This is a genomic window from Novosphingobium sp. CF614, from assembly GCF_900113255.1.
Taxonomy (GTDB): domain Bacteria; phylum Pseudomonadota; class Alphaproteobacteria; order Sphingomonadales; family Sphingomonadaceae; genus Novosphingobium.
In genome coordinates this window covers 1-19,339 of the sequence record NZ_FOOR01000005.1, presented here as the reverse complement: position 1 = coordinate 19,339, position 19,339 = coordinate 1, and the positions used below count along the sequence as shown (strand labels likewise).

Below are 19,339 nucleotides of genomic sequence, written 5' to 3'. Positions count from 1 at the left end.
GAAATCCGCTTTTCGCGACATCATCCTGAGGCATCCGGGCGCCAGAACCAACTCGTCCACAAGGCAATTTCCAGGAGAAGACATCATGACCAGGTTTCACACCGCCCTCACCGCAACCGCCGCGCTGGCCGCGCTGATGCTTTCGACCACCGCCGAAGCCCGCGGCGCCGCGCATGTGCGAGGGCGCAGCGGCGGTGGCAGCGTGGTTGCCGGACAGAAGGGCATCGCCGCCCGCGCCCATGGCACCGTCACCAGCGAGGATGGCACCACGACCCACGCCAGCGGCGGCGTCTTTGCCGGAGCCCAGGGTTCGCGCGGCTTTCGCGCCTCCCAGACCTCGGTCTCGCCCGACGGCACCCTCTCGCACCAGGGCGCGGCCGCGGCGAGCGGGGCGCGGGGCAGTTTCGCGAGCGAGGGCGGGATGACCCGCAGCGCCGATGGCACCTGGTCTGGCGCCCGCACGACCAGCGCCACCAATGCATTGACTGGAAACAGTTATTCCGGATCGACCACGGCTGCGAACGGACAAGTCAGCCATAGCGGCACCTGCACCAATGCCGCCGGCGAGACGATTCCCTGCCGCAACTGAAACGGATCCCGGAGGGACACCAAGCACCCCAAGACCCCACCCCACCCCCCTCCCAGCACCCCCGAAGACACGGCCGGGAAGGCCTTCACCCCCGCCCCCTTCCCGGCCGTGTCGACCGCCAAGGAGCACCAGTCCCATGCCTAGCAACCACCGCCCTACCCGTTCGAAGACGGCCCGCGCGAAGACGCCCCGCGCGATCGCCCTCGCCGCCTGCCTTTCGATCGGCGGCTTCGCGATCGGCACCTTCTCCGCCGCCGCCCTTGCCGCGACCGCCGGCGCCGCGATGCCGGCCGAAGCCATCGAGCGCATGCGCCAGGCCGACACCAACCGTGACGGCGCCGTCAGCCGCACCGAATTGCTCGCCCGCCGCCAGGACGAATGGCAGCGCTTCGATCGCAACGGCGACGGCTATTTCAGCCAGGACGACCTGCCCGGTTTCCTGCGCGAGCGCTGGAATGGCGAGCGGCTGGCGCGGATGCGCGAGGGCTTCGATGCCGACCATGACGGCCGCATCAGCCGGGCCGAGTTCACGTCCGGGCCGACCCTGGGCTTCGACATGGCCGACGCCGACCACGACGGGCGCGTAACCGAGGCCGAGCTGGCTGCCGCCACCGCCGCGGTCAAGGCCGCGCGCCGCTGATTTTCCGGAGACTGCCGCGATGCGCCTTGCGTTTCAACACCCCTGGATCCTCGCCGTGATGCTCGTGCTCGTCGCGGCGGAACTGGTCTGGCGCCGCCGCCACGGACGCGGCTACGACGGCCGGGCCGCCGCCGCCAGCCTCGGCGTCGCGCTGGGCCAGGCGGTGTTCCGCCCACTGACGGGGATCGTCCTGGGCGCGATCTTCCTGGCCCTGGCGGAGATTTCGCCGCTGCCCCTGCCCGCCGACGACTGGCGGACCTGGGCGGCGGGCTTCGTCGCGGTGGAGTTCGCCTATTACTGGTTCCACCGTTTCAGCCACACCGTGCGCTGGATGTGGGCGAGTCACGCGGTGCACCATTCCTCGCGCGAGTTCGTACTGCCCAGCGCCATCCGCCTGGGCTGGACCGAGTTCTTCTCGCTGGGCTGGCTATTCTTCGGCGCGCTGGTGCTGGCCGGCTTCCCGCCGCTGGTGGTGGTGACGCTGCTGGGCGCCAACCTGATCTACCAGTTCCCGCTGCACACCGAGGCGGTAGGCCGGCTGGGCCCGCTCGAATGGATATTCAACACCCCGTGCCACCACCGCACCCACCACGGCAGCGAGCCCGATGTGCTCGACTGCAATTTCGGCGGCGTGCTGATCGTGTGGGACCGGCTGTTCGGCACCTTCCGCGAAGCGCCGCGAGGCAGGCAGCTACGCTACGGCCTTGTCCATGACCTCGATTCCCGCAACCCGGTGAAGATCGCGCTGCACGAATGGGGCCGGATGCTCGCCGACATGCGCCGCGCCAAGGGCCCCGGCGCGAAACTGCGGATCGCGCTGGGGCGCCCCTGAGGCGCGCCGAATGCCTGCTGGGGTTTTTCGCTCTTTCATGTATCCGCAGCCGTCCCGAGGGTGAGTCCGGGACGGCGCCAGGAAGGAAACCGATCAGAAGCCGATCGTGAACGAGCCCATCACGCGGGCGCGGCTCAGGCGGTTCTTGGAACGGTCGGTGTCGTAATAGCCCACGGTGGCCGTCGCGCCGGGCAGCACCTTGTAGGACAGGCCAGCGTTCCAGGTGGTATAGTCGCTGGAGGCGTCGCTGATCTGCTGGTGACCTACCGCGCCGTTGATGCCAAGCTTGTCGGTCAGCGGATAGCTGCCGGAAAGCACGGTATAGAGCGCGGAGTTGCTCGATCCAAAATAATTGCCGGTGTAATAGCCGGCGGCGGTGAGCGATCCCTTGCCGACCGGCACGGTCAGCGCCAGCTTGCCCTCCAGCGTGTCGATGTCGACCGGCGCATCGACGTAGCCGTAGCGCACCATGCCCGCATCGATCTTCACCGCGCCCAGGTCCAGCGCATAGCCGGCCCACAAGTCATATTCCTGGTTGATGCCCAGGAAGTCGACGTTCTCGGTGCCGGCGCCGGCGTAGAAACCCTTGTAGCCCACGTTGACCGCGGCGAACACCGCCGCGTGGTTGTCGGTCTGGCTGACACCGCGCCACACGTAGTCGGTGGCACCGGTCAGGCTGGCGCTGATGTCGATGCCGGAGCCGCCGGCATCGTCGGCCATCGCGGCGGCGGGCAGCAGGGCGCAGGCGGCGGCGGCCGCCATGATAAGCGTCTTCATTTCAGGTAATCCTTCCCTGTTCGCGCGGGGCATACGCGGCCTCGCGCATTGTGGTGTTGTTCAGGTGATTGGATGGATCGCCCGGCGCGGGCCTGTAAGGGAGAGAGGAATACCCGCGCCGGACGCAAGTGCCCTTAGAAGAAACCGAGCTTCTTCGGGCTGTAGCTGACCAGCAGGTTCTTGGTCTGCTGATAGTGATCGAGCATCATCTTGTGCGTCTCGCGCCCGATGCCGGACTGCTTGTAGCCGCCGAAGGCCGCGTGGGCCGGATAGGCGTGATAGCAGTTGGTCCACACGCGCCCGGCCTGGATCGCGCGGCCGAAGCGGTAGCAGGTGTTGATGTCGCGGCTCCACACCCCGGCGCCGAGGCCGAAGGCGGTATCGTTGGCGATGGCCAGCGCCTCGTCGGCGTCCTTGAAGGTGGTGGTGGAAACCACCGGCCCGAAGATCTCCTCCTGGAAGATCCGCATCTTGTTGTGACCCTTGAACACGGTGGGCTGGATGTAATAGCCGCCCGCGAGGTCCCCGGTCATCTGCGCGGCATGGCCGCCGATCAGCACTTCGGCGCCTTCGTTGCGGCCGATGTCGAGATAGCGCAGGATCTTGTCCTGCTGTTCGGCGCTGGCCTGTGCGCCGATCATCGTTTCCATGTCGAGCGGGCTGCCCTGCTTGATCGCGGCAACCCGCTTCAGGGCCTTCTCCATGAACCGGTCGTAGATCGATTCCTGGATCAGCGCGCGGCTGGGGCAAGTGCAGACCTCGCCCTGGTTGAGCGCGAACATCACGAAGCCCTCGATCGCCTTGTCCAGGAAATCGTCGTCCTCGTTGCAGACATCGGCGAAGAAGATGTTGGGGCTCTTGCCGCCCAGTTCCAGCGTCACCGGGATCAGGTTCTCGCTGGCGTACTGCATGATGAGCTTGCCGGTGGTGGTCTCGCCGGTGAAGGCGATCTTGGCGATGCGCTTCGACGAGGCCAGCGGCTTGCCCGCCTCCAGGCCGAAGCCGTTCACCACGTTGAGCACGCCGGCGGGCAGCAGGTCGGCGATCAGTTCCATCAGCACCATGATCGAAGCCGGGGTCTGCTCGGCCGGCTTGAGCACCACGCAGTTGCCGGCGGCGATCGCGGGGGCGAGCTTCCAGGCGGCCATCAGGATCGGGAAGTTCCACGGGATGATCTGGCCGACGACGCCCAGCGGCTCATGGATGTGATAGGCCATGGTGTCCTGGTCGATCTCGCCGATCGAGCCTTCCTGCGCGCGGATGCAGCCCGCGAAGTAGCGGAAGTGGTCGATCGCCAGCGGGATGTCGGCGGCGGTGGTCTCGCGGAGCGGCTTGCCGTTGTCCCAGGTCTCGGCCAGCGCCAGCTTCGCCAGGTTCTGCTCCATGCGATCGGCGATCCGGTTGAGGATCACCGATCGTTCGGCCGGCGCGGTGCGGCCCCAGCCGTCCTTGGCGGCATGCGCGGCGTCGAGCGCCAGTTCGATGTCGTCGGCGTCCGAGCGCGCGACCTGGCAGACCGGCTTGCCGGTGATCGGCGAAACGTTGTCGAAATAGCGGCCCGCGCGGGGGGCCACCCAGCGACCGCCGATGAAGTTGTCATAGCTCTTGGCGAAGGGCGTCCGCAGGGTGCTGGCGCGTTCGGCTACCATCTGGTCCATGTGCCTTGATCCTCTCATGTCGGAGCGGGCATCCGTGCCCGACCTTCCGTGAGCATGGCATGCGCGATTCGCGCAGGGCGAGGGAGGGGGGCAGACGGCAAGCGGGACCGATGTGTCTCGGGGCTGAGACAGAACGACGGGGAACACCCGCCGCCAGGAGCCGGACGCGGCTTGCGCCGGGCCTCATCCCAGGATGCCGGGCAGATCCAGGCCTTTCTCGCGCGCGCAGTCGATCGCGATCTCGTAGCCCGCGTCGGCGTGGCGCATGACGCCGGTGGCGGGATCGTTCCACAGCACCCGCCCCAGCCGCGCGGCGGCTTCGGGCGTGCCATCGGCGACGATCACCATGCCCGCATGCTGCGAATAGCCCATGCCGACGCCGCCGCCGTGGTGCAGCGACACCCAGGTCGCGCCGCTGGCGGTGTTGAGCAGCGCGTTGAGCAGCGGCCAGTCGGACACCGCATCCGATCCGTCCCGCATCGCCTCGGTCTCGCGGTTGGGGCTGGCGACCGACCCGGAATCGAGATGGTCGCGCCCGATCACGACCGGCGCTTTCAGTTCGCCCTTCGCAACCATCTCGTTGAAGGCCAGGCCCAGACGGTGGCGGTCGCCAAGGCCGACCCAGCAGATCCGGGCCGGCAGGCCCTGGAAGCGAATCCTCCCGCGCGCCATGTCGAGCCAGCGGTGCAGGTTGAGGTCATCCGGCATCAGTTCCTTTACCTTGGCGTCGGTCCGGTAGATGTCCTCGGGATCGCCCGAAAGCGCCGCCCAGCGGAACGGCCCCACGCCCCGGCAGAACAACGGGCGAATATAGGCCGGTACGAAGCCGGGGAACGCGAAGGCATCGGCGACGCCTTCGTCGAAGGCCATCTGCCGGATGTTGTTGCCATAGTCGGTGGTCGGTACGCCCAACTTGTGGAAATCGAGCATGGCCCGCACGTGCACGGCCATGCTGGCCCTGGCCGCCCGGGCCACCACCTCGGGCTCGCGTTCGCGCCGTTCCGCCCATTCGGCCAGGCTCCACCCAAGCGGCAGATAGCCGTTCACCGGATCGTGCGCGCTGGTCTGGTCGGTCAGCAGGTCGGGACGGATGCCGCGCCTCACCATCTCCGGCAGGATCTCCGCGGCATTGCCGAGCAGTCCGACGGAGATCGCCTTCCTCGCCGCGCAGGCCTCTGCGATCATCGCCATCGCTTCATCGAGAGTCTCGGCCGCGTGGTCGAGATAGCCGGTGCGCAGGCGCATCTCGATCCGGCTGCGCTGGCATTCGATCGCCAGGCAGCTCGCCCCGGCCATGACGCTGGCCAGCGGCTGGGCTCCGCCCATGCCCCCAAGCCCCGCCGTCAACAGCCACTTGCCCGACAGATCCCCGCCATAATGCTGGCGGCCCATCTCGACGAAAGTCTCGTAAGTCCCCTGAACGATGCCCTGCGAGCCGATATAGATCCAGCTTCCGGCCGTCATCTGGCCGTACATCGCGAGCCCCTTGCGATCGAGTTCGTTGAAATGCTCCCAGTTCGCCCACTTCGGCACCAGGTTCGAATTGGCGATCAGCACGCGCGGTGCCTCGGCATGGGTGCGGAACACGCCGACAGGCTTGCCGGACTGCACCAGCAAGGTCTGGTCCGCCTCGAGCCGCCGCAGCACTTCGACGATCTTGTCGTAGCTGGCCCAGTCGCGCGCGGCGCGGCCGATGCCGCCATAGACGACCAGTTCCTCCGGCCGTTCCGCCACGTCCGGGTGCAGATTGTTCATCAGCATCCGCAAGGGCGCCTCGGTCAGCCAGCTCCTGGCGGAAAGCGTGGTGCCGGTGGCCGGACGGATGACCCGGCTGTTGTCGAGACGAAGGTTCCGGATCGTGTTCATGGCTGTCCCCTGGATTGTTCCGCTGGGCCGCCCTCCGCGAAAGCAAGGCAGGCGTCGAGAATGTGGGCGAGGATCGCTTGCAGCGGCGCGGCGAATTCCGGATCGAAAGTGGGCGGCCAGCCGTTTTCGTCCGGCGCCTCGGGCTCGGGCAGGTAGCCGCGAATCGCCAGCTCCATCTGGATGGCATGGATGCCGGCGCCGGGCCGGCCGTGGTGGCGGGTGGTCCAGCCGCCCTTGAAGCGGCCGTTGACCACGTGGCCAAGGCCGGAGGCGGCGCAGACGGCCTCCACCGCCGTTTCCAGCGCGGCGGCACAGCTCGCCCCGCCATTGGTGCCGATGTTGAACTGCGGCAATTCGCCCTCGAACAGGCGCGGGATACGGCTGCGGATCGAATGGGCGTCATAGAGCACGACTCGCGGATGCGACGCGCGCAGCCGCGCAAGCTCGGCCGCGAGTGCTGCGTGATAGGGATCGAACCAGGTCGACCGGCGCCGCGCGATCTCCGCCGGACCAGGCCCCGCGCCCGCATGGAGCGGCTGGCCGTCGAAAGTCTCCAGCGGGCACAGGCCGGTCGTCGCCTGTCCCGGATAGAGCGAGGCGCCCGAAGGATCGCGGTTCACGTCGATCACGCTGCGCGAAATGCCGGTGCGCACCGTCGTCGCTCCCAGCGCATGGGCAAAGCCGTAGAGCTCGTCCACCCACCAGTCGGTATCGCGCCACGCCAGCCAGGACGACTGGAAGCCCGCTTCCAGCCCGGCAAGATCGGTGCCCGCATGCGGGAAGGCGACGATCAGCGGCGCATCGCCGCGCGTGACCTGAAGCCAGCTCACGCCGTCACGCCCGGCAGGGGCAATCCCGCCGCCTCGACGATGGCTCCGGAGCGGACGAGCGCGTTGGCCTTTTCCATGTCGGGATGGAAGTGCCGGTCCTCCTCCAGATGCGGAACTTGCGCGCGCAGCCTGGCGCGAACCGCGTCCAGCGGCCCGGACGAAGTCAGCGGCGCGTGGAAATCGCATCCCTGCGCGCCGGCGAGCAACTCTATGCCGATGACCGCCATCGCATTGCCCGCCATGTCGAGCAGCCGGCGCGCGCCGTGCGCGGCCATCGACACGTGATCCTCCTGGTTGGCGGAAGTCGGGATGGAATCGACGCTGGCGGGATAGGCGCGCTGCTTGTTCTCGCTCACCAGCGCCGCCGCCGTCACCTGCGGGATCATGAAGCCCGAGTTGAGCCCCGGCCGGGGCGTCAGGAAAGCGGGCAGGCCGGACAAGGCGGGATCGACCAGCATGGCGATCCGCCGCTCCGCGATCGAGCCGATCTCGCAGATCGCCATGGCGATCATGTCGGCGGCGAAGGCAACGGGCTCGGCATGGAAATTGCCGCCCGACAGGGCTTCGTCGCTGTCGGGGAAGATCAGCGGATTGTCGGAAACCCCGTTGGCCTCGGTCTCCAGGGTGCCGGCGGCCTGTCGCAGCAGGTCCAGCACGGCCCCCATCACCTGCGGCTGGCAGCGCAGGCAGTAGGGGTCCTGAATGCGCGTATCGTTCTCGACATGGCTGGCGCGAATGGCGGAACCGGCCATCAGCGCACGCAGCGTCGTGGCCGTTTCGATCTGCCCCCGATGGCGGCGCAGCGCATGGATGCGCGGATCGAACGGCGTATCGGAACCCTTGGCCGCCTCGGTGGAAAGCGCGCCCGTCACCAGCGCGGAGCGGAACACCAACTCCGCCTCGAACAGCCCGGCGAGCGCGAGGCCGCAGGAGAACTGCGTGCCGTTCAGCAGCGCCAGGCCTTCCTTCGGGCCCAGCTCGACCGGGGCCAGGCCCGAGCGGACGAGCGCCTCGGCAGCCGGCAGGCGCGCGCCCTCCAGCCAGATCTCGCCCACCCCGATCATCGCCGCGGCCATGTGGGCGAGCGGAGCGAGATCGCCGCTCGCACCCACCGAACCCTGGCACGGCACCACCGGGGCAAGGCCGCGCGCCAGCATCGCCTCCAGCAGGGCGACGGTTTCGGGCCGCACGCCCGAAGCACCCTGGGCCAGGCTGGCGAGCTTCAAGGCCATCATCAGCCGCACAACCGGCACGGGCGCGGGCTGGCCGGTGCCCGCCGCATGGCTGAGCACGATATTGCGCTGCAATGCCGCAAGCTGGCCGTCCTCGATACGCACGCCGGCAAGCTTTCCGAAGCCGGTGTTGATGCCGTAGACCGGCGCGCCGCGCGCGATGATCCGCTCCACCGCCGCAGCGCTCCCGGCGATGCGCGGGGCGCTGCCCGGATCGAGCCGGCACGAACCGCCGCGATAGACCGCGCGCCACGCGTCAAGGCCCACATGGCCGGCTTCCAGCACGATCACGGTCACTCTCCCCTCCAGACACGGGCATGGAGTGGATTGAACCCCATGCGATAGATCAGTTCAGCGGGATGCTCGACGTTCCAGATGGCCAGGTCACAGGCCTTGCCCACCTCCAGCGTGCCGGTCTCCTGCTCCAGCCCCAAAGCGCGCGCGGCGTTGCGCGTCACCCCCGCCAGGCACTCGCTTACGGTCAGGCGAAACAGGGTCGCGGCCATGTTCATTGCCAGCAGCACGGAGGTAAGCGGGCTGGTGCCGGGGTTGCAATCGGTGGCCAGCGCGATGGGCACGCCGGCGGCGCGCAGCCCGGCAATCGGCGGCAGCCTGGTTTCGCGGCAGAAATAATAGGCGCCCGGCAGGAGCGTCGCCACCGTGCCGGCGCCGGCCATGGCCGCGATCCCCGCCTCGTCCAGGTATTCCAGATGATCGGCCGAAAGCGCGCCGTGCCGCGCCGCCAGCGCCGCGCCGTGAAGATTGGAAAGCTGCTCGGCATGGAGCTTGACCGGCAGGCCGTGCGCCTGCGCGGCGCGGAAGACACGCTCGACTTGCGCCGGGGAAAAGCCGATCCCCTCGCAGAACGCGTCGACCGCGTCCGCCAGCCCTTCGGCGGCAATGGCAGGCAGCATTTCGTTGCAGACGGCATCGATATAGCGGTCGGCACCGCCGGGCCCCGAATATTCAGGCGGCAGCGCATGCGCGCCCAGGAAAGTGGTGCGCACGCGGACCGGCCGGATCTCGCCGAGTTTGCGGGCCGCGCGCAGCATGCGCAGCTCGGCTTCCCGCTCAAGGCCGTAGCCCGACTTGATCTCGACGGTGGTGACACCCTCCGCCAGCAGTGCATCGAGCCGGGGCAAGGCCGCCGCCACCATGTCCTCCACGCTGCCGGCACGGGTCGCGCGCATGGTCGAGACGATGCCGCCGCCGGCCCGCGCGATCTCCTCGTAACCGGCGCCATCGAGCCGCATCTCGAACTCGCGGGCGCGGTTGCCGAGATGGACGAGGTGCGTGTGGCAATCGATCAGGCCAGGGGTAATCCAGCGCCCTTCGCAGGCAATGACTTCGCCCGCGTCGAAACCCGGCGCATCGGCCGCCGGACCGACATGGATTATCGCGCCGTCGCGCGCCGCGATCACGCCATGCTCGACCGGTCCGCTCGCGGCCGCCATGGTCAGCAACCTGGCCCCGGTCCATACGGTGTCACAACGCACGGCACGTTCGCTCGTCATGGCCTCATCATTGCACCGATCGGCAATTATGTATAGACATTATTTCGCCACGCTCGCTCGCCAAGGACCTCGCCATGCCCCTTGATCCCGCGCCCTTGTACTTCCGCACCGCACTGCTTGCCGAAGGCTGGGCGCGCCACGTGCGGATCGAAACACACGGCGGGCTGGTTGCGCGGATCGAGACCGGCGTGCCGCCCGCCCCCGGCGACGAAGTTCATGCGATCGCGCTGCCGGGCCTGCCGAACCTGCACAGCCATGCCTTCCAGCGCGGCATGGCGGGCCTGGCCGAACGTCGCGGCGCGGGCGACGACAGCTTCTGGACATGGCGCGAGGTGATGTACCGCTTCCTGGACCGGCTGGGGCCGGAGGACATGCAGGGGATCGCGGCGCTCGCCTACATGGAAATGCTGGAGACCGGCTTTACCCGCGTCGGCGAATTCCACTATCTGCACCATGCGCCCGACGGCCGCCCTTATGCCGACCCGGCCGAGATGGCGGCGGCGATCGCGGCGGCGGCGGCCGAGACCGGCATCGCCCTCACCCTGCTCCCGGTGTTCTACGCCCATTCCGGCTTCGGCGGACTGCCTCCCGGCGAGGGCCAGCGTCGCTTCATCTGCGACCTGGACCAGTTCGCCCGTCTGCGCGAGGGCTGCCGGACCGTCCTGGCAGCACTGCCGGACACGGTGCTGGGCGTGGCGCCGCATTCGCTGCGCGCGGTGACTTCCGGGGAACTGGCGCAACTGCTTGAACTGGCGATGGATGGCCCGGTCCACATCCACATCGCCGAGCAGACGCGCGAAGTGGAGGACTGCCTGGCATGGAGCGGGCAGCGCCCGGTGCAGTACCTGCTGGACCGCGCCGATGTGGACGATCGCTGGTGCGCCGTCCACGCCACCCACCTGACGACCGAGGAATGCGTCCGGCTAGCGGCGAGCGGCGCGGTCGCCGGCCTGTGCCCGATCACCGAAGCCAACCTGGGCGACGGGCTGTTCCCGGCCCCGGCCTTCCTCGCAGCGGGCGGACGCTTTGGCATCGGCAGCGATTCGAACGTCCTGATCGATCCGTCCGAGGAATTGCGGCTGCTCGAATATGGCCAGCGCCTGCATGCGCGCCGGCGCAATATTCTGGCCGACGCGGACCACACGGGCAACGGGGCGGGCAACAGGACGAGCAGCGGGGCGACCCTGTTCGGCGCGGCGCTGGCCGGCGGCGCCCGCGCGCTCGGCGTGGCGGCGGGGATCGGCCAAGGCCGCGCCGCCGATATCGTCAGCCTCGATGCGAACCACCCTTCCCTGATCGGCCGCACCGAGGACGGACTTCTCGACGGCTGGATCTTCGCCGCCGGGCGCGGCGGCATCGATTGCGTCTGGCGGCGCGGCCGAAGGGTCGTTAGCAGGGGCCGGCACCAAGCGCGCGAGGCGATCGCGGCGCGCTATGCCGGGATGATTTCAAGGTTGCTTTGATGGCCTCGACGGCGCTGCACGAACGTATCCGAACCGATATCGAATCGCGGATTCTTTCAGGCGTGCTCAAGCCGGGAGACAAGATTCCCTCGGAACTGGAACTGATGGGCCTCTACGGCTGCTCACGCATGACGGTGAACAAGGCGCTGTCGGCGCTCAATTCGGCGGGCTTGCTGGAACGGCGCAAGCGCGCGGGCTCGTGCGTCGCCCGGCCCCGTACCGTGGCCATGATGCTCGACGTGCCCGACCTGCCCGCGGAAGTGGCCAAACGCGGCCAGGCCTATCGGTTCGACTTGCTGAAGCGCGAAATTTCCGACACCCGCCATCATCGCTCGATCGCCGAAAAGATCGGCTGCGAAGGCCGCGTGCTGGTGACGCACGGCGTCCACCGCGCCGACGCGGTTCCGATCGCCTACGAAGAGCGCCTCGTCAGCCTGTCGGCAGTGCCGGATATCGAGACCCAGGATTTCGCGGACGAGCCGCCGGGTTCCTGGCTCCTGCGCCACATTCCCTGGACCGAAGCGGAAAACCGCATCGGCGCCGCCGGTGCCGGCAGCGAGGCGGCCCGGGCACTGAACGTCAATGTCGGCGCTCCCTGCCTGAGCGTCGAGCGCCGCACCTGGCAGGCGGCCCAATGCATCACCTTCGTGCGGCAGCTGTATGTCGCGGGCTCCTACGAACTGATCGCGCGGTTCGGACCGGCGCAGAAGGGCCCGGTGCAGAACGGCCCGGTGTAGAACGGATATTGCCAAGTTCCATCGACCGGGACTTGTGCTCCCCTCGCCCCAGGAAACTTGGTATTGAAGCGAGCAACCCGAAATCCGGGATAAATCGCATCGCCCTCAGCCGGCGGCCTTGACGATTTCCGCCCAGGCCGCCTCGTCGATCACCTCGATCCCGAGTTCGGCCGCCTTCTTGAGCTTCGAGCCGGCGCCGGGCCCGGCGACCACGAGGTCGGTCTTGGGCGAGACCGATCCCGCCGCCTTGGCGCCGAGGCGTTCGGCCTGGGCCTTCGCCTCGTCGCGGCTCATCGTCTCGAGCTTACCGGTGAAGACCACCGTCTTGCCGGCGACGGCGCTGTCCTTGGTCTCGATCACGTAGGGCGGCGGATCGACGAGGCCATCACCCGGTTTCGCGCCCAGCAGTTCGCGCCACACCGCCATGTTGTGAGCCTCGTGGAAGAAATCGGCGAGCGCATAGCCCACCGCGGTGCCGATGCCATCCGTCTGGACGTTGAGAATCGCCTTGATCGCGCCGGTCATCCGTTCCCGGAACTTGCCTTCGGATTCGGATTCCTCGCGCGGGTTGGCCTCTCGATAATCGTAAAGCTCGCGTGCCATTTCCGGCAAGCGCCGGATCTCGATCACGCCTTTCATCAGATCACGCGCCGTAACCGCGCCGACGTGGCGGATGCCCAGGCCGAACAGCAGTCGCCCCGCGTCCGGCTCTCGCTTGTTTTCCACCGCCGTCAACAGGTTATCAACAGACTTGTCCTTCCATCCCTCAAGCGCGAGGATCTCCGCCTTGCGCTCCCTCAGGCGGAAGATGTCGGCCGGGCTTTCCAGCCAGCCCTTGACGAAGAATTCATCGATGGTCTTCTCGCCCAGGCCCTCGATGTCGAGCGCGGCGCGGCTGACGAAGTGCTTGAGCCGTTCGGTGCGCTGGGCCGGGCAGATCAGCCCGCCGGTGCAGCGCACGTCCACCTCGCCTTCCTCGGCGACCGCTTCCGAGCCGCACTCGGGACAGTGATCGGGGAATGGATAGGCGGGGCGCTCCTGCTCGCGGGTGAGGTTGTCGACCACTTGCGGGATCACGTCCCCGGCCCGCTGCAGCACCACCCGGTCGCCCAGCCGCACGCCCAGCCGCGCGATCTCGTCGCGGTTGTGCAGGGTGACATTGGTGACGGTGACGCCGCCCACCAGCACCGGTCGCAACCGCCCCACCGGCGTCAGCTTGCCGGTGCGCCCCACCTGGATATCGATCGCCTCCAGCACGGTTTCGGCACGCTCGGCCGGAAACTTGTGCGCCAGCCCCCAGCGCGGCGCTTTCGCGACGAAGCCGAGGCGCCGCTGCCAGTCGATCCGGTCCACCTTGTAGACGACGCCGTCGATCTCGAACGGCAGGCCGGGCCGCCCGTCGCGGATCGCGCGATAGGCCGCGAGCATCTCTTCCAGCGAGCGGCACAGGCGGAACTGCGGCGAGACCGGCAGGCCCCAGGATTCGATACGGCGGATCACCTCGTGCTGCGTTTCGCCCGGCACGTGGCTTGCCGCGCCCCAGCCATGCGCCCAGAAGCGCAAGGGGCGCTTCGCGGTGACGCCCGCGTCCTTCTGGCGCAGCGAACCGGCGGCGGCGTTGCGCGGATTGGCGAACTGGCGGACCTTGCCTTCCTCGAAAGCCTCGCCCTTTGCCTCGGCGGCCGCGCGGGCCTCGTCCATCAGCGCCGCGTTGAGCGCGAGGAAGGCGGCCTTCTCCATATAGACCTCGCCGCGCACCTCGAAGATCGCGGGCACGTCATCGCCCCGCAGTTCCTGCACGATATCGGCGATATGCGCGACATTGGCGGTGACATCCTCGCCCACCTGCCCGTCGCCGCGCGTGGCGGCGCGCACCAGGCGGCCGTTCTCGTAACGCAGCGAGCAGGACAGGCCGTCGATCTTGTCCTCGGCGGTCATCACCACCTCGGCGTCTTCCGGCAGCGCCAGGAACCGCCGCACCCGCGCCGCGAATTCGGCCACTTCCTCGTCGCTGAAGGCATTGTCGAGGCTCATCATGCGAACCTCGTGCGTCACTTTGCCGAGCGGCGAGGCGGCGATCGCGTGCCCGACCTTGCGGCTGGGGCTGTCCTCGCGAACCAGATGCGGAAACGCCGCCTCCAGTTCGGCATTGCGCCGCACCAGCGCATCATAGGCCGCGTCCGAAATCTCGGGCTCGTCCTCGGCGTGATAGAGCCGGTCGTGATGCGCGATCTGCCGCGCCAGGCGCATCAGTTCATTGGCCGCCTGGGCCTCGGTCATCGAGCTTGAGATATTCGCGGATGGCATCCCTGCAGGCCTCTTCACGCTTTCGCTTGCCGACGGCCCGGGTCGGAATCACCGGGGAATCACCAACGCGCCGTCCCGCACCTGATAGAGCTTCGAACCGAAAATGCGAGCCACCCCGCCCACCCTGAACCCATCGAAGCGCGGCGGTCGGTTCCACCCACTTCGGCAAGCTGTGAGGTAAGCGGATCCCGATCCTGGCTTCGGATTGCTGGCTTGAGATGAGACGACGTTCGGAGAAACCCTGGCGGCCCCAACATCGGAGCGGACGAAACCAGCGATGGTGCGCGGACGCTCCAAAATCGGCAGGCCAAAATCGGCAGAGCTGTGAAAAGGCTGCCTGACGGAACTTGCGGCCGATGTTCCGTTCTTCGCCACGGAGTCTCCCGCGCGAATGCATCCATAGCACGATTTTGTGAGCCAAGTCATGCCGATCCGGAACAGCCACGCCGCGCGCGGGTTTCGGGCACTTGCGAACGCGAATGAACGGCAAACGGCGCCGGGCGGTTGAAACTCGGCGCCGGGGCCATACGATAGGGCATCATGGCTGAATGGATTGAACAATTTACCGGACGCCTTCCGGTCTGGGGCGAGCAGCTCGTCATCGCCGCGGTCGCCGCTGGGGTCGGTATCGCGGTGGCCCTCCTCGCCCATGCCGCGCTGTTTCATGTGCTGCGGCGGATCGCGCAGGCCAGCGAAAGCGAGACCGACGATATCCTGGTACAGCGGCTGGCGCGGCCCGCGCGCTATGCCTTCGTCGCGCTCGGCATCGCCTATGCCGCGCGCGAAACGCCGGCGCTCGACGCAGGATGGGCCAAAGTGGCGGGCTTCGTCATGCCCTTCCTGCTGGGCTGGATCGCGTTCGCACTGCTGCACGGCTTCGTCGAGGCGATGGTCCTGCGCACCGACATCACCGTGGAGGACAACCGCAATGCGCGGCGGCGGCGCACCCGGCTGGCGATCTTCAGCCGCATCGGCACTTTCGTCATCGTCTTCGTCACCATCGCGCTGGCGCTTTTCGCGATACCCGGGGTGCGGCAGATCGGCATCACCCTGATGGCCTCCGCCGGGCTGGCCGCGCTGGCGGTCGGCGCGGCGGCGCAGCCGGCGCTGAAAGCGCTGATCGGCGGCTTCCAGATGGCCCTGACCGAGCCGATCTCGATCGACGACGTCGTCATCATCGACGGCGAATGGGGACGGATCGAGGAGATCCGCACGACTTACGTGGTGGTGCGGATCTGGGACGACCGGCGGCTCGTGGTGCCGACCACGCGTTTCCTCGAGGAAACATTCCAGAACTGGACCAAGAACGCCTCGCAGTTGACCGGCACGGTCATGCTCTACCTGGATCACGCCGCCCGGATCGAACCGATCCGCGTGGAATTCGCCCGGCAGGTCAAGGCCGACGCCCGGTGGGACCGGCGCGCGCAGGGCGTGCAAGTCACCAGCATGTCCGACGATTCGATGGAGGTTCGCCTGCTGATGACCGCCAAGGACGCCGGCAACCTGTTCGACCTGCGCTGCGCGATCCGCGAAGGCATGCTCGACTGGATCCGCCGCGAAATGCCCGAAGCCCTGGTAAGCCGCCGCACCCAGCCAGCGCCGGTGGTCGAACCGGCGGGCGATGGTAGGGGGAATTCTACCAAGTCTCATTGACAGGAACGCGTGTTCCCGGACCTGATCCGGGAAGACGACTCGATCGAACGGGCTGCCGGTATCACTCCGCCGGATCGGCGGCTGCCTCGACCGGCAGGTAAATCTCGTTGCCCTTGTCCTTGTAGACTTCGGCCATCCTGGCCATGCCGGCTTCGACGTCGCCGGGCGCGGCATGCTCCGTGTCCTCGGCGGCGATGAAACCCGTGCTTGGCTGGTTCTGCCTGGCCGCGAAGTCGCGCACTTCCTGCGTAATCTTCATCGAACAGAACTTGGGCCCGCACATCGAACAGAAATGCGCGGTCTTGGCGCCTTCCGCCGGAAGCGTCTGGTCGTGGTACTGCTCGGCGGTATCGGGATCGAGCGAGAGGTTGAACTGGTCGCGCCAGCGGAACTCGAAGCGGGCGCGGGAAAGCGCGTCGTCGCGGACCTTGGCGGCGGGATGGCCCTTGGCGAGGTCCGCAGCATGGGCGGCGAGCTTGTACGTGACCACCCCCACCTTCACGTCGTCGCGGTCGGGCAGGCCGAGGTGCTCCTTGGGCGTGACGTAGCAGAGCATCGCGGTGCCGTACCAACCGATCATCGCCGCGCCGATGCCGCTGGTGATATGGTCGTAGCCGGGCGCGATATCGGTGACCAGCGGCCCGAGCGTGTAGAACGGCGCCTCGCCGCATGCGGCGAGCTGCTTGTCCATGTTCTCCTTGATCTTGTGCATCGGCACGTGGCCCGGCCCCTCGATCATCACTTGCACGTCCTGCTCCCAGGCGCGCTTCGTCAGTTCGCCCAGGGTATAGAGTTCGGCGAACTGGGCCTCGTCGTTGGCATCGGCGATCGAACCGGGGCGCAGGCCGTCGCCCAGCGAATAGGCGATGTCATAAGCCTTCATGATCTCGGTGATATCGTCGAAGTGATCGTAGAGGAACGATTCCCGATGATGGGCGAGGCACCACTTGGCCATGATCGAGCCGCCCCGGCTGACGATGCCGGTGACGCGCTTGGCGGTGAGGGGGATATAGGGCAGCCGCACGCCGGCATGGATGGTGAAGTAGTCGACCCCCTGCTCGGCCTGCTCGATCAGGGTATCGCGGAAGATTTCCCAGGTCAGGTCCTCGGCGATGCCGCCGACTTTCTCCAGCGCCTGATAGATCGGCACGGTGCCGATCGGAACGGGTGCGTTGCGGATGATCCATTCGCGCGTATCGTGGATATTGCGGCCGGTGGAGAGGTCCATCACGGTGTCCGCGCCCCAGCGGATCGACCAGACCATCTTGTCGACTTCGGCGGCGACGTTGGAGGCCACGGCCGAGTTGCCGATATTGGCATTGATCTTGACCAGGAAATTGCGGCCGATCGCCATCGGTTCGCTTTCCGGGTGGTTGATGTTGCTGGGAATGATCGCCCTGCCGCGCGCCACTTCATCGCGCACGAATTCGGGGGTCACGTAATCGGGGATGGCCGCGCCCCAGTCCTGCCCGTCGCGGACATGGTCCCTAAGCATCGCGCGGCCGAGATTCTCGCGCTCGGCGACATATTCCATCTCCGGCGTGATGATCCCGCGCCGGGCGTAATGCATCTGCGAGACGTTCATCCCCCCACGCGCGCGCAACGGGCGCCGGATCACCTTGGGAAAGGCGGGAACCCCGCCCGAACGATCCGGCCCGAGCTGGCCGTTGTCTTCCGGCTTCACGCCGCGCGCGTCATATTCCTCGACATCGCCGCGCGCCACGATCCATTCGCGGCGCTTGGGGGCAAGGCCGGCACGGATGTCGATGGTCACGTCCGGATCGGTATAGGGCCCGGAGGTATCGTAGACACGCACCGGTGGCTCGCCGCAGGAGGGTTCCAGCGAAATCTCGCGCATGGCCACGCCCAGCCTGCCGACGTGGACTTTCCTGGAGCCGCGGATGGGCCCGGTGGTGACGCCGATTTCGAGCTTGCTGTTGATGTCGGCCATGCGCGCTTCTCTCCAAGGCGGACAGGAAAGCGGATGCACCAGGGGCGGCAATCCACTCCCTCCGCCCGTGCTAACGGGTTCAGGTTCGACGGGTCGTGCGGAGCATACCCGCACCTCTCAGCCACTTGCTGGCTCCCCGGGGCTGGCGCGATGATAGACGCCCGCAAGCGAGCCGTCTAGGGCGGGCTGACGATGACGATGCTCTATCGCCTGGATGCCGCCGCCCTTGCGGTGGGCCGTACCTTCGGCGCACGCGTGGGCGACGATCCCTGGGCCGGCGGCCACGTGGCGCCCGGGCAGTTCGCACCGGTCGTCACGGCCGGGCGCGAGTTCGTGGCCGGCCCGCGCCCAGCCGGGCGCCGGCTGGAAACGCGGATGATCCCGCGCCTGTGGGGCGTGCCGCCGCCGCCATCGGCGCACGATGCCGGTCGAAGCGTGTTGACCGTGCGCAATCTCGAAAGTCCGTTCTGGATCGGCAACTTGCGCAACAGCGAGTTCCGCTGCCTTGTCCCCGCCACCATGTTCATGGAGTGGGGCAGGCCCTCACCCATCGACGGCAAGCACCGGCAGCTCTGGTTCGCCTGCGCCGACCAGGAAATTTTCGCGATGGCCGCGGTGTGGAAGGACAGCGAAATCCCCGGTTTCGCCCTCCTCGCCTGCAAGGCCAACGCCGCGCTCAGGGCCGAGGGGCGCGAGACGATGCCGGTGATCCTGCCGCCCGATCCGGCCGCGTGGGACCTCTGGCTCCAAGGCGGCTGGGACCGGGCGCAGGCGCTGGTCCTGCCTTATTCGTCCTCGCTGATGGAGATGCGCCAGGCGGGGGCTTCGCCAGGCCCAGCCTGAGCGGAGACAATTCGCTCCTGTCGAGACATCGGAAATGCAGCGCGCGCGCCGCGATCAGCGCGAGGCCGACGGAGGCGCGGTGCGGACAGCGTGGCGGTGAACGCGGGCCTCGTCACCAGCTTCGACAAGGGCGGCAAGGCCTGCCGGCCGCGTGGGCTTTACCGTCGGCTGGCAGCACCCCGCTTCGTGCGCCGCGCCTTGCATGCACGCCGGCGCGCGGCCATCTCGCGGGCGTGTCCGATGCTCTCGATGCCTTGCTGGCCGAAATCCGCGCCTGCCGCCTCTGCGCGGACATGCTACCCCACGCCCCGCGCCCGGTGGTGCAGGCGGGCGAAAGCGCGCGAATCCTCATCTCGACTTTGTACGTTTAGGTAGCGAAGCACAGTGCCTGCGCCATACGTATGACGCGATTTGTCGGAATATATTGCGGTTCGCGGTGCGGCGGGG

15 protein-coding genes and 1 riboswitch are annotated in these 19,339 nt (G+C 67.9%); of the genes, 7 read left to right on the top strand and 8 right to left on the bottom strand.

From position 1 onward, the window contains the following. Positions 1-85 precede the first annotated feature (85 nt). The 3 genes from BM052_RS07460 (at position 86) to BM052_RS07450 (ending at position 2,061) form a co-directional block, all read left to right on the top strand. A complete protein-coding gene (locus BM052_RS07460) occupies positions 86-589 on the top strand; it encodes a hypothetical protein (protein ID WP_091145102.1) in 504 nt (167 codons plus the stop codon). A 136-nt stretch (positions 590-725) separates the two neighbouring features. Continuing rightward, positions 726-1,229, top strand: a complete 504-nt coding sequence (locus BM052_RS07455; RefSeq protein WP_143084773.1) for an EF-hand domain-containing protein — start codon at positions 726-728, stop codon at positions 1,227-1,229. 19 nt (positions 1,230-1,248) lie between these two features. Next, positions 1,249-2,061 (top strand): sterol desaturase family protein, encoded by an 813-nt coding sequence (locus tag BM052_RS07450; RefSeq protein ID WP_091145098.1) that lies wholly within the window; start codon positions 1,249-1,251, stop codon positions 2,059-2,061. Between the two features lie 93 nt (positions 2,062-2,154). Here BM052_RS07450 and BM052_RS07445 read toward each other — a convergent pair whose 3' ends face one another. The 6 genes from BM052_RS07445 to hutI form a co-directional block, all read right to left on the bottom strand. Then, positions 2,155-2,838, bottom strand: coding sequence for a TorF family putative porin (locus BM052_RS07445; RefSeq protein ID WP_177198374.1), 684 nt, complete (start codon positions 2,836-2,838; stop codon positions 2,155-2,157). Positions 2,839-2,972: 134 nt separating this feature from the next. Then, positions 2,973-4,496: an aldehyde dehydrogenase gene (adh, locus tag BM052_RS07440; protein WP_091145093.1), complete on the bottom strand. Its 1,524-nt coding sequence runs from the start codon at positions 4,494-4,496 to the stop codon at positions 2,973-2,975. 183 nt (positions 4,497-4,679) lie between these two features. Then, positions 4,680-6,362 carry a urocanate hydratase gene (gene hutU, locus BM052_RS07435; RefSeq protein ID WP_091145091.1) on the bottom strand — a complete coding sequence of 561 codons (1,683 nt, stop codon included), beginning with the start codon at positions 6,360-6,362 and terminating at the stop codon, positions 4,680-4,682. Beyond that, a complete protein-coding gene (gene hutG, locus BM052_RS07430) occupies positions 6,359-7,192 on the bottom strand; it encodes an N-formylglutamate deformylase (protein ID WP_091145089.1) in 834 nt (277 codons plus the stop codon). The genes hutU and hutG overlap by 4 nt, the downstream gene beginning before the upstream one ends. Continuing rightward, positions 7,189-8,721: a histidine ammonia-lyase gene (gene hutH / locus BM052_RS07425; protein WP_218151530.1), complete on the bottom strand. Its 1,533-nt coding sequence runs from the start codon at positions 8,719-8,721 to the stop codon at positions 7,189-7,191. Before hutH ends, hutG begins: the two co-directional genes overlap by 4 nt. Then, the gene (gene hutI, locus BM052_RS07420) at positions 8,718-9,920 is read right to left on the bottom strand and encodes an imidazolonepropionase (RefSeq protein WP_177198401.1); all 1,203 of its coding nucleotides are present in this window, start codon (positions 9,918-9,920) and stop codon (positions 8,718-8,720) included. The genes hutH and hutI overlap by 4 nt, the downstream gene beginning before the upstream one ends. Before the next feature lie 92 nt (positions 9,921-10,012). Here hutI and BM052_RS07415 point away from each other — a divergent pair, with 92 nt between their 5' ends. Further along, positions 10,013-11,401 carry a formimidoylglutamate deiminase gene (locus BM052_RS07415; RefSeq protein ID WP_091145084.1) on the top strand — a complete coding sequence of 463 codons (1,389 nt, stop codon included), beginning with the start codon at positions 10,013-10,015 and terminating at the stop codon, positions 11,399-11,401. Next, complete coding sequence (gene hutC / locus BM052_RS07410) at positions 11,401-12,138, top strand: histidine utilization repressor (RefSeq protein ID WP_091145082.1); 738 nt, start codon at positions 11,401-11,403, stop codon at positions 12,136-12,138. The genes BM052_RS07415 and hutC overlap by 1 nt, the downstream gene beginning before the upstream one ends. Positions 12,139-12,243: 105 nt before the next feature. On the opposite strand, the gene ligA is transcribed toward hutC, so the two are convergent. Continuing rightward, positions 12,244-14,445: an NAD-dependent DNA ligase LigA gene (gene ligA / locus BM052_RS07405; protein ID WP_091145080.1), complete on the bottom strand. Its 2,202-nt coding sequence runs from the start codon at positions 14,443-14,445 to the stop codon at positions 12,244-12,246. A 540-nt stretch (positions 14,446-14,985) separates the two neighbouring features. Here ligA and BM052_RS07400 point away from each other — a divergent pair. Further along, a complete protein-coding gene (locus tag BM052_RS07400; protein ID WP_091145078.1) occupies positions 14,986-16,098 on the top strand; it encodes a mechanosensitive ion channel family protein in 1,113 nt (370 codons plus the stop codon). Between the two features lie 61 nt (positions 16,099-16,159). On the opposite strand, the gene thiC is transcribed toward BM052_RS07400, so the two are convergent. Beyond that, the gene (thiC, locus tag BM052_RS07395; protein WP_091145075.1) at positions 16,160-18,049 is read right to left on the bottom strand and encodes a phosphomethylpyrimidine synthase ThiC; all 1,890 of its coding nucleotides are present in this window, start codon (positions 18,047-18,049) and stop codon (positions 16,160-16,162) included. A gap of 38 nt (positions 18,050-18,087) precedes the next feature. Continuing rightward, a riboswitch (TPP riboswitch) is annotated at positions 18,088-18,198 on the bottom strand. Between the two features lie 43 nt (positions 18,199-18,241). Between thiC and BM052_RS07390 the strand changes: the two genes are divergently transcribed. After that, positions 18,242-18,892, top strand: coding sequence for an SOS response-associated peptidase family protein (locus BM052_RS07390; RefSeq protein ID WP_255406014.1), 651 nt, complete (start codon positions 18,242-18,244; stop codon positions 18,890-18,892). The last annotated feature ends 447 nt before the right edge of the window (positions 18,893-19,339 follow it).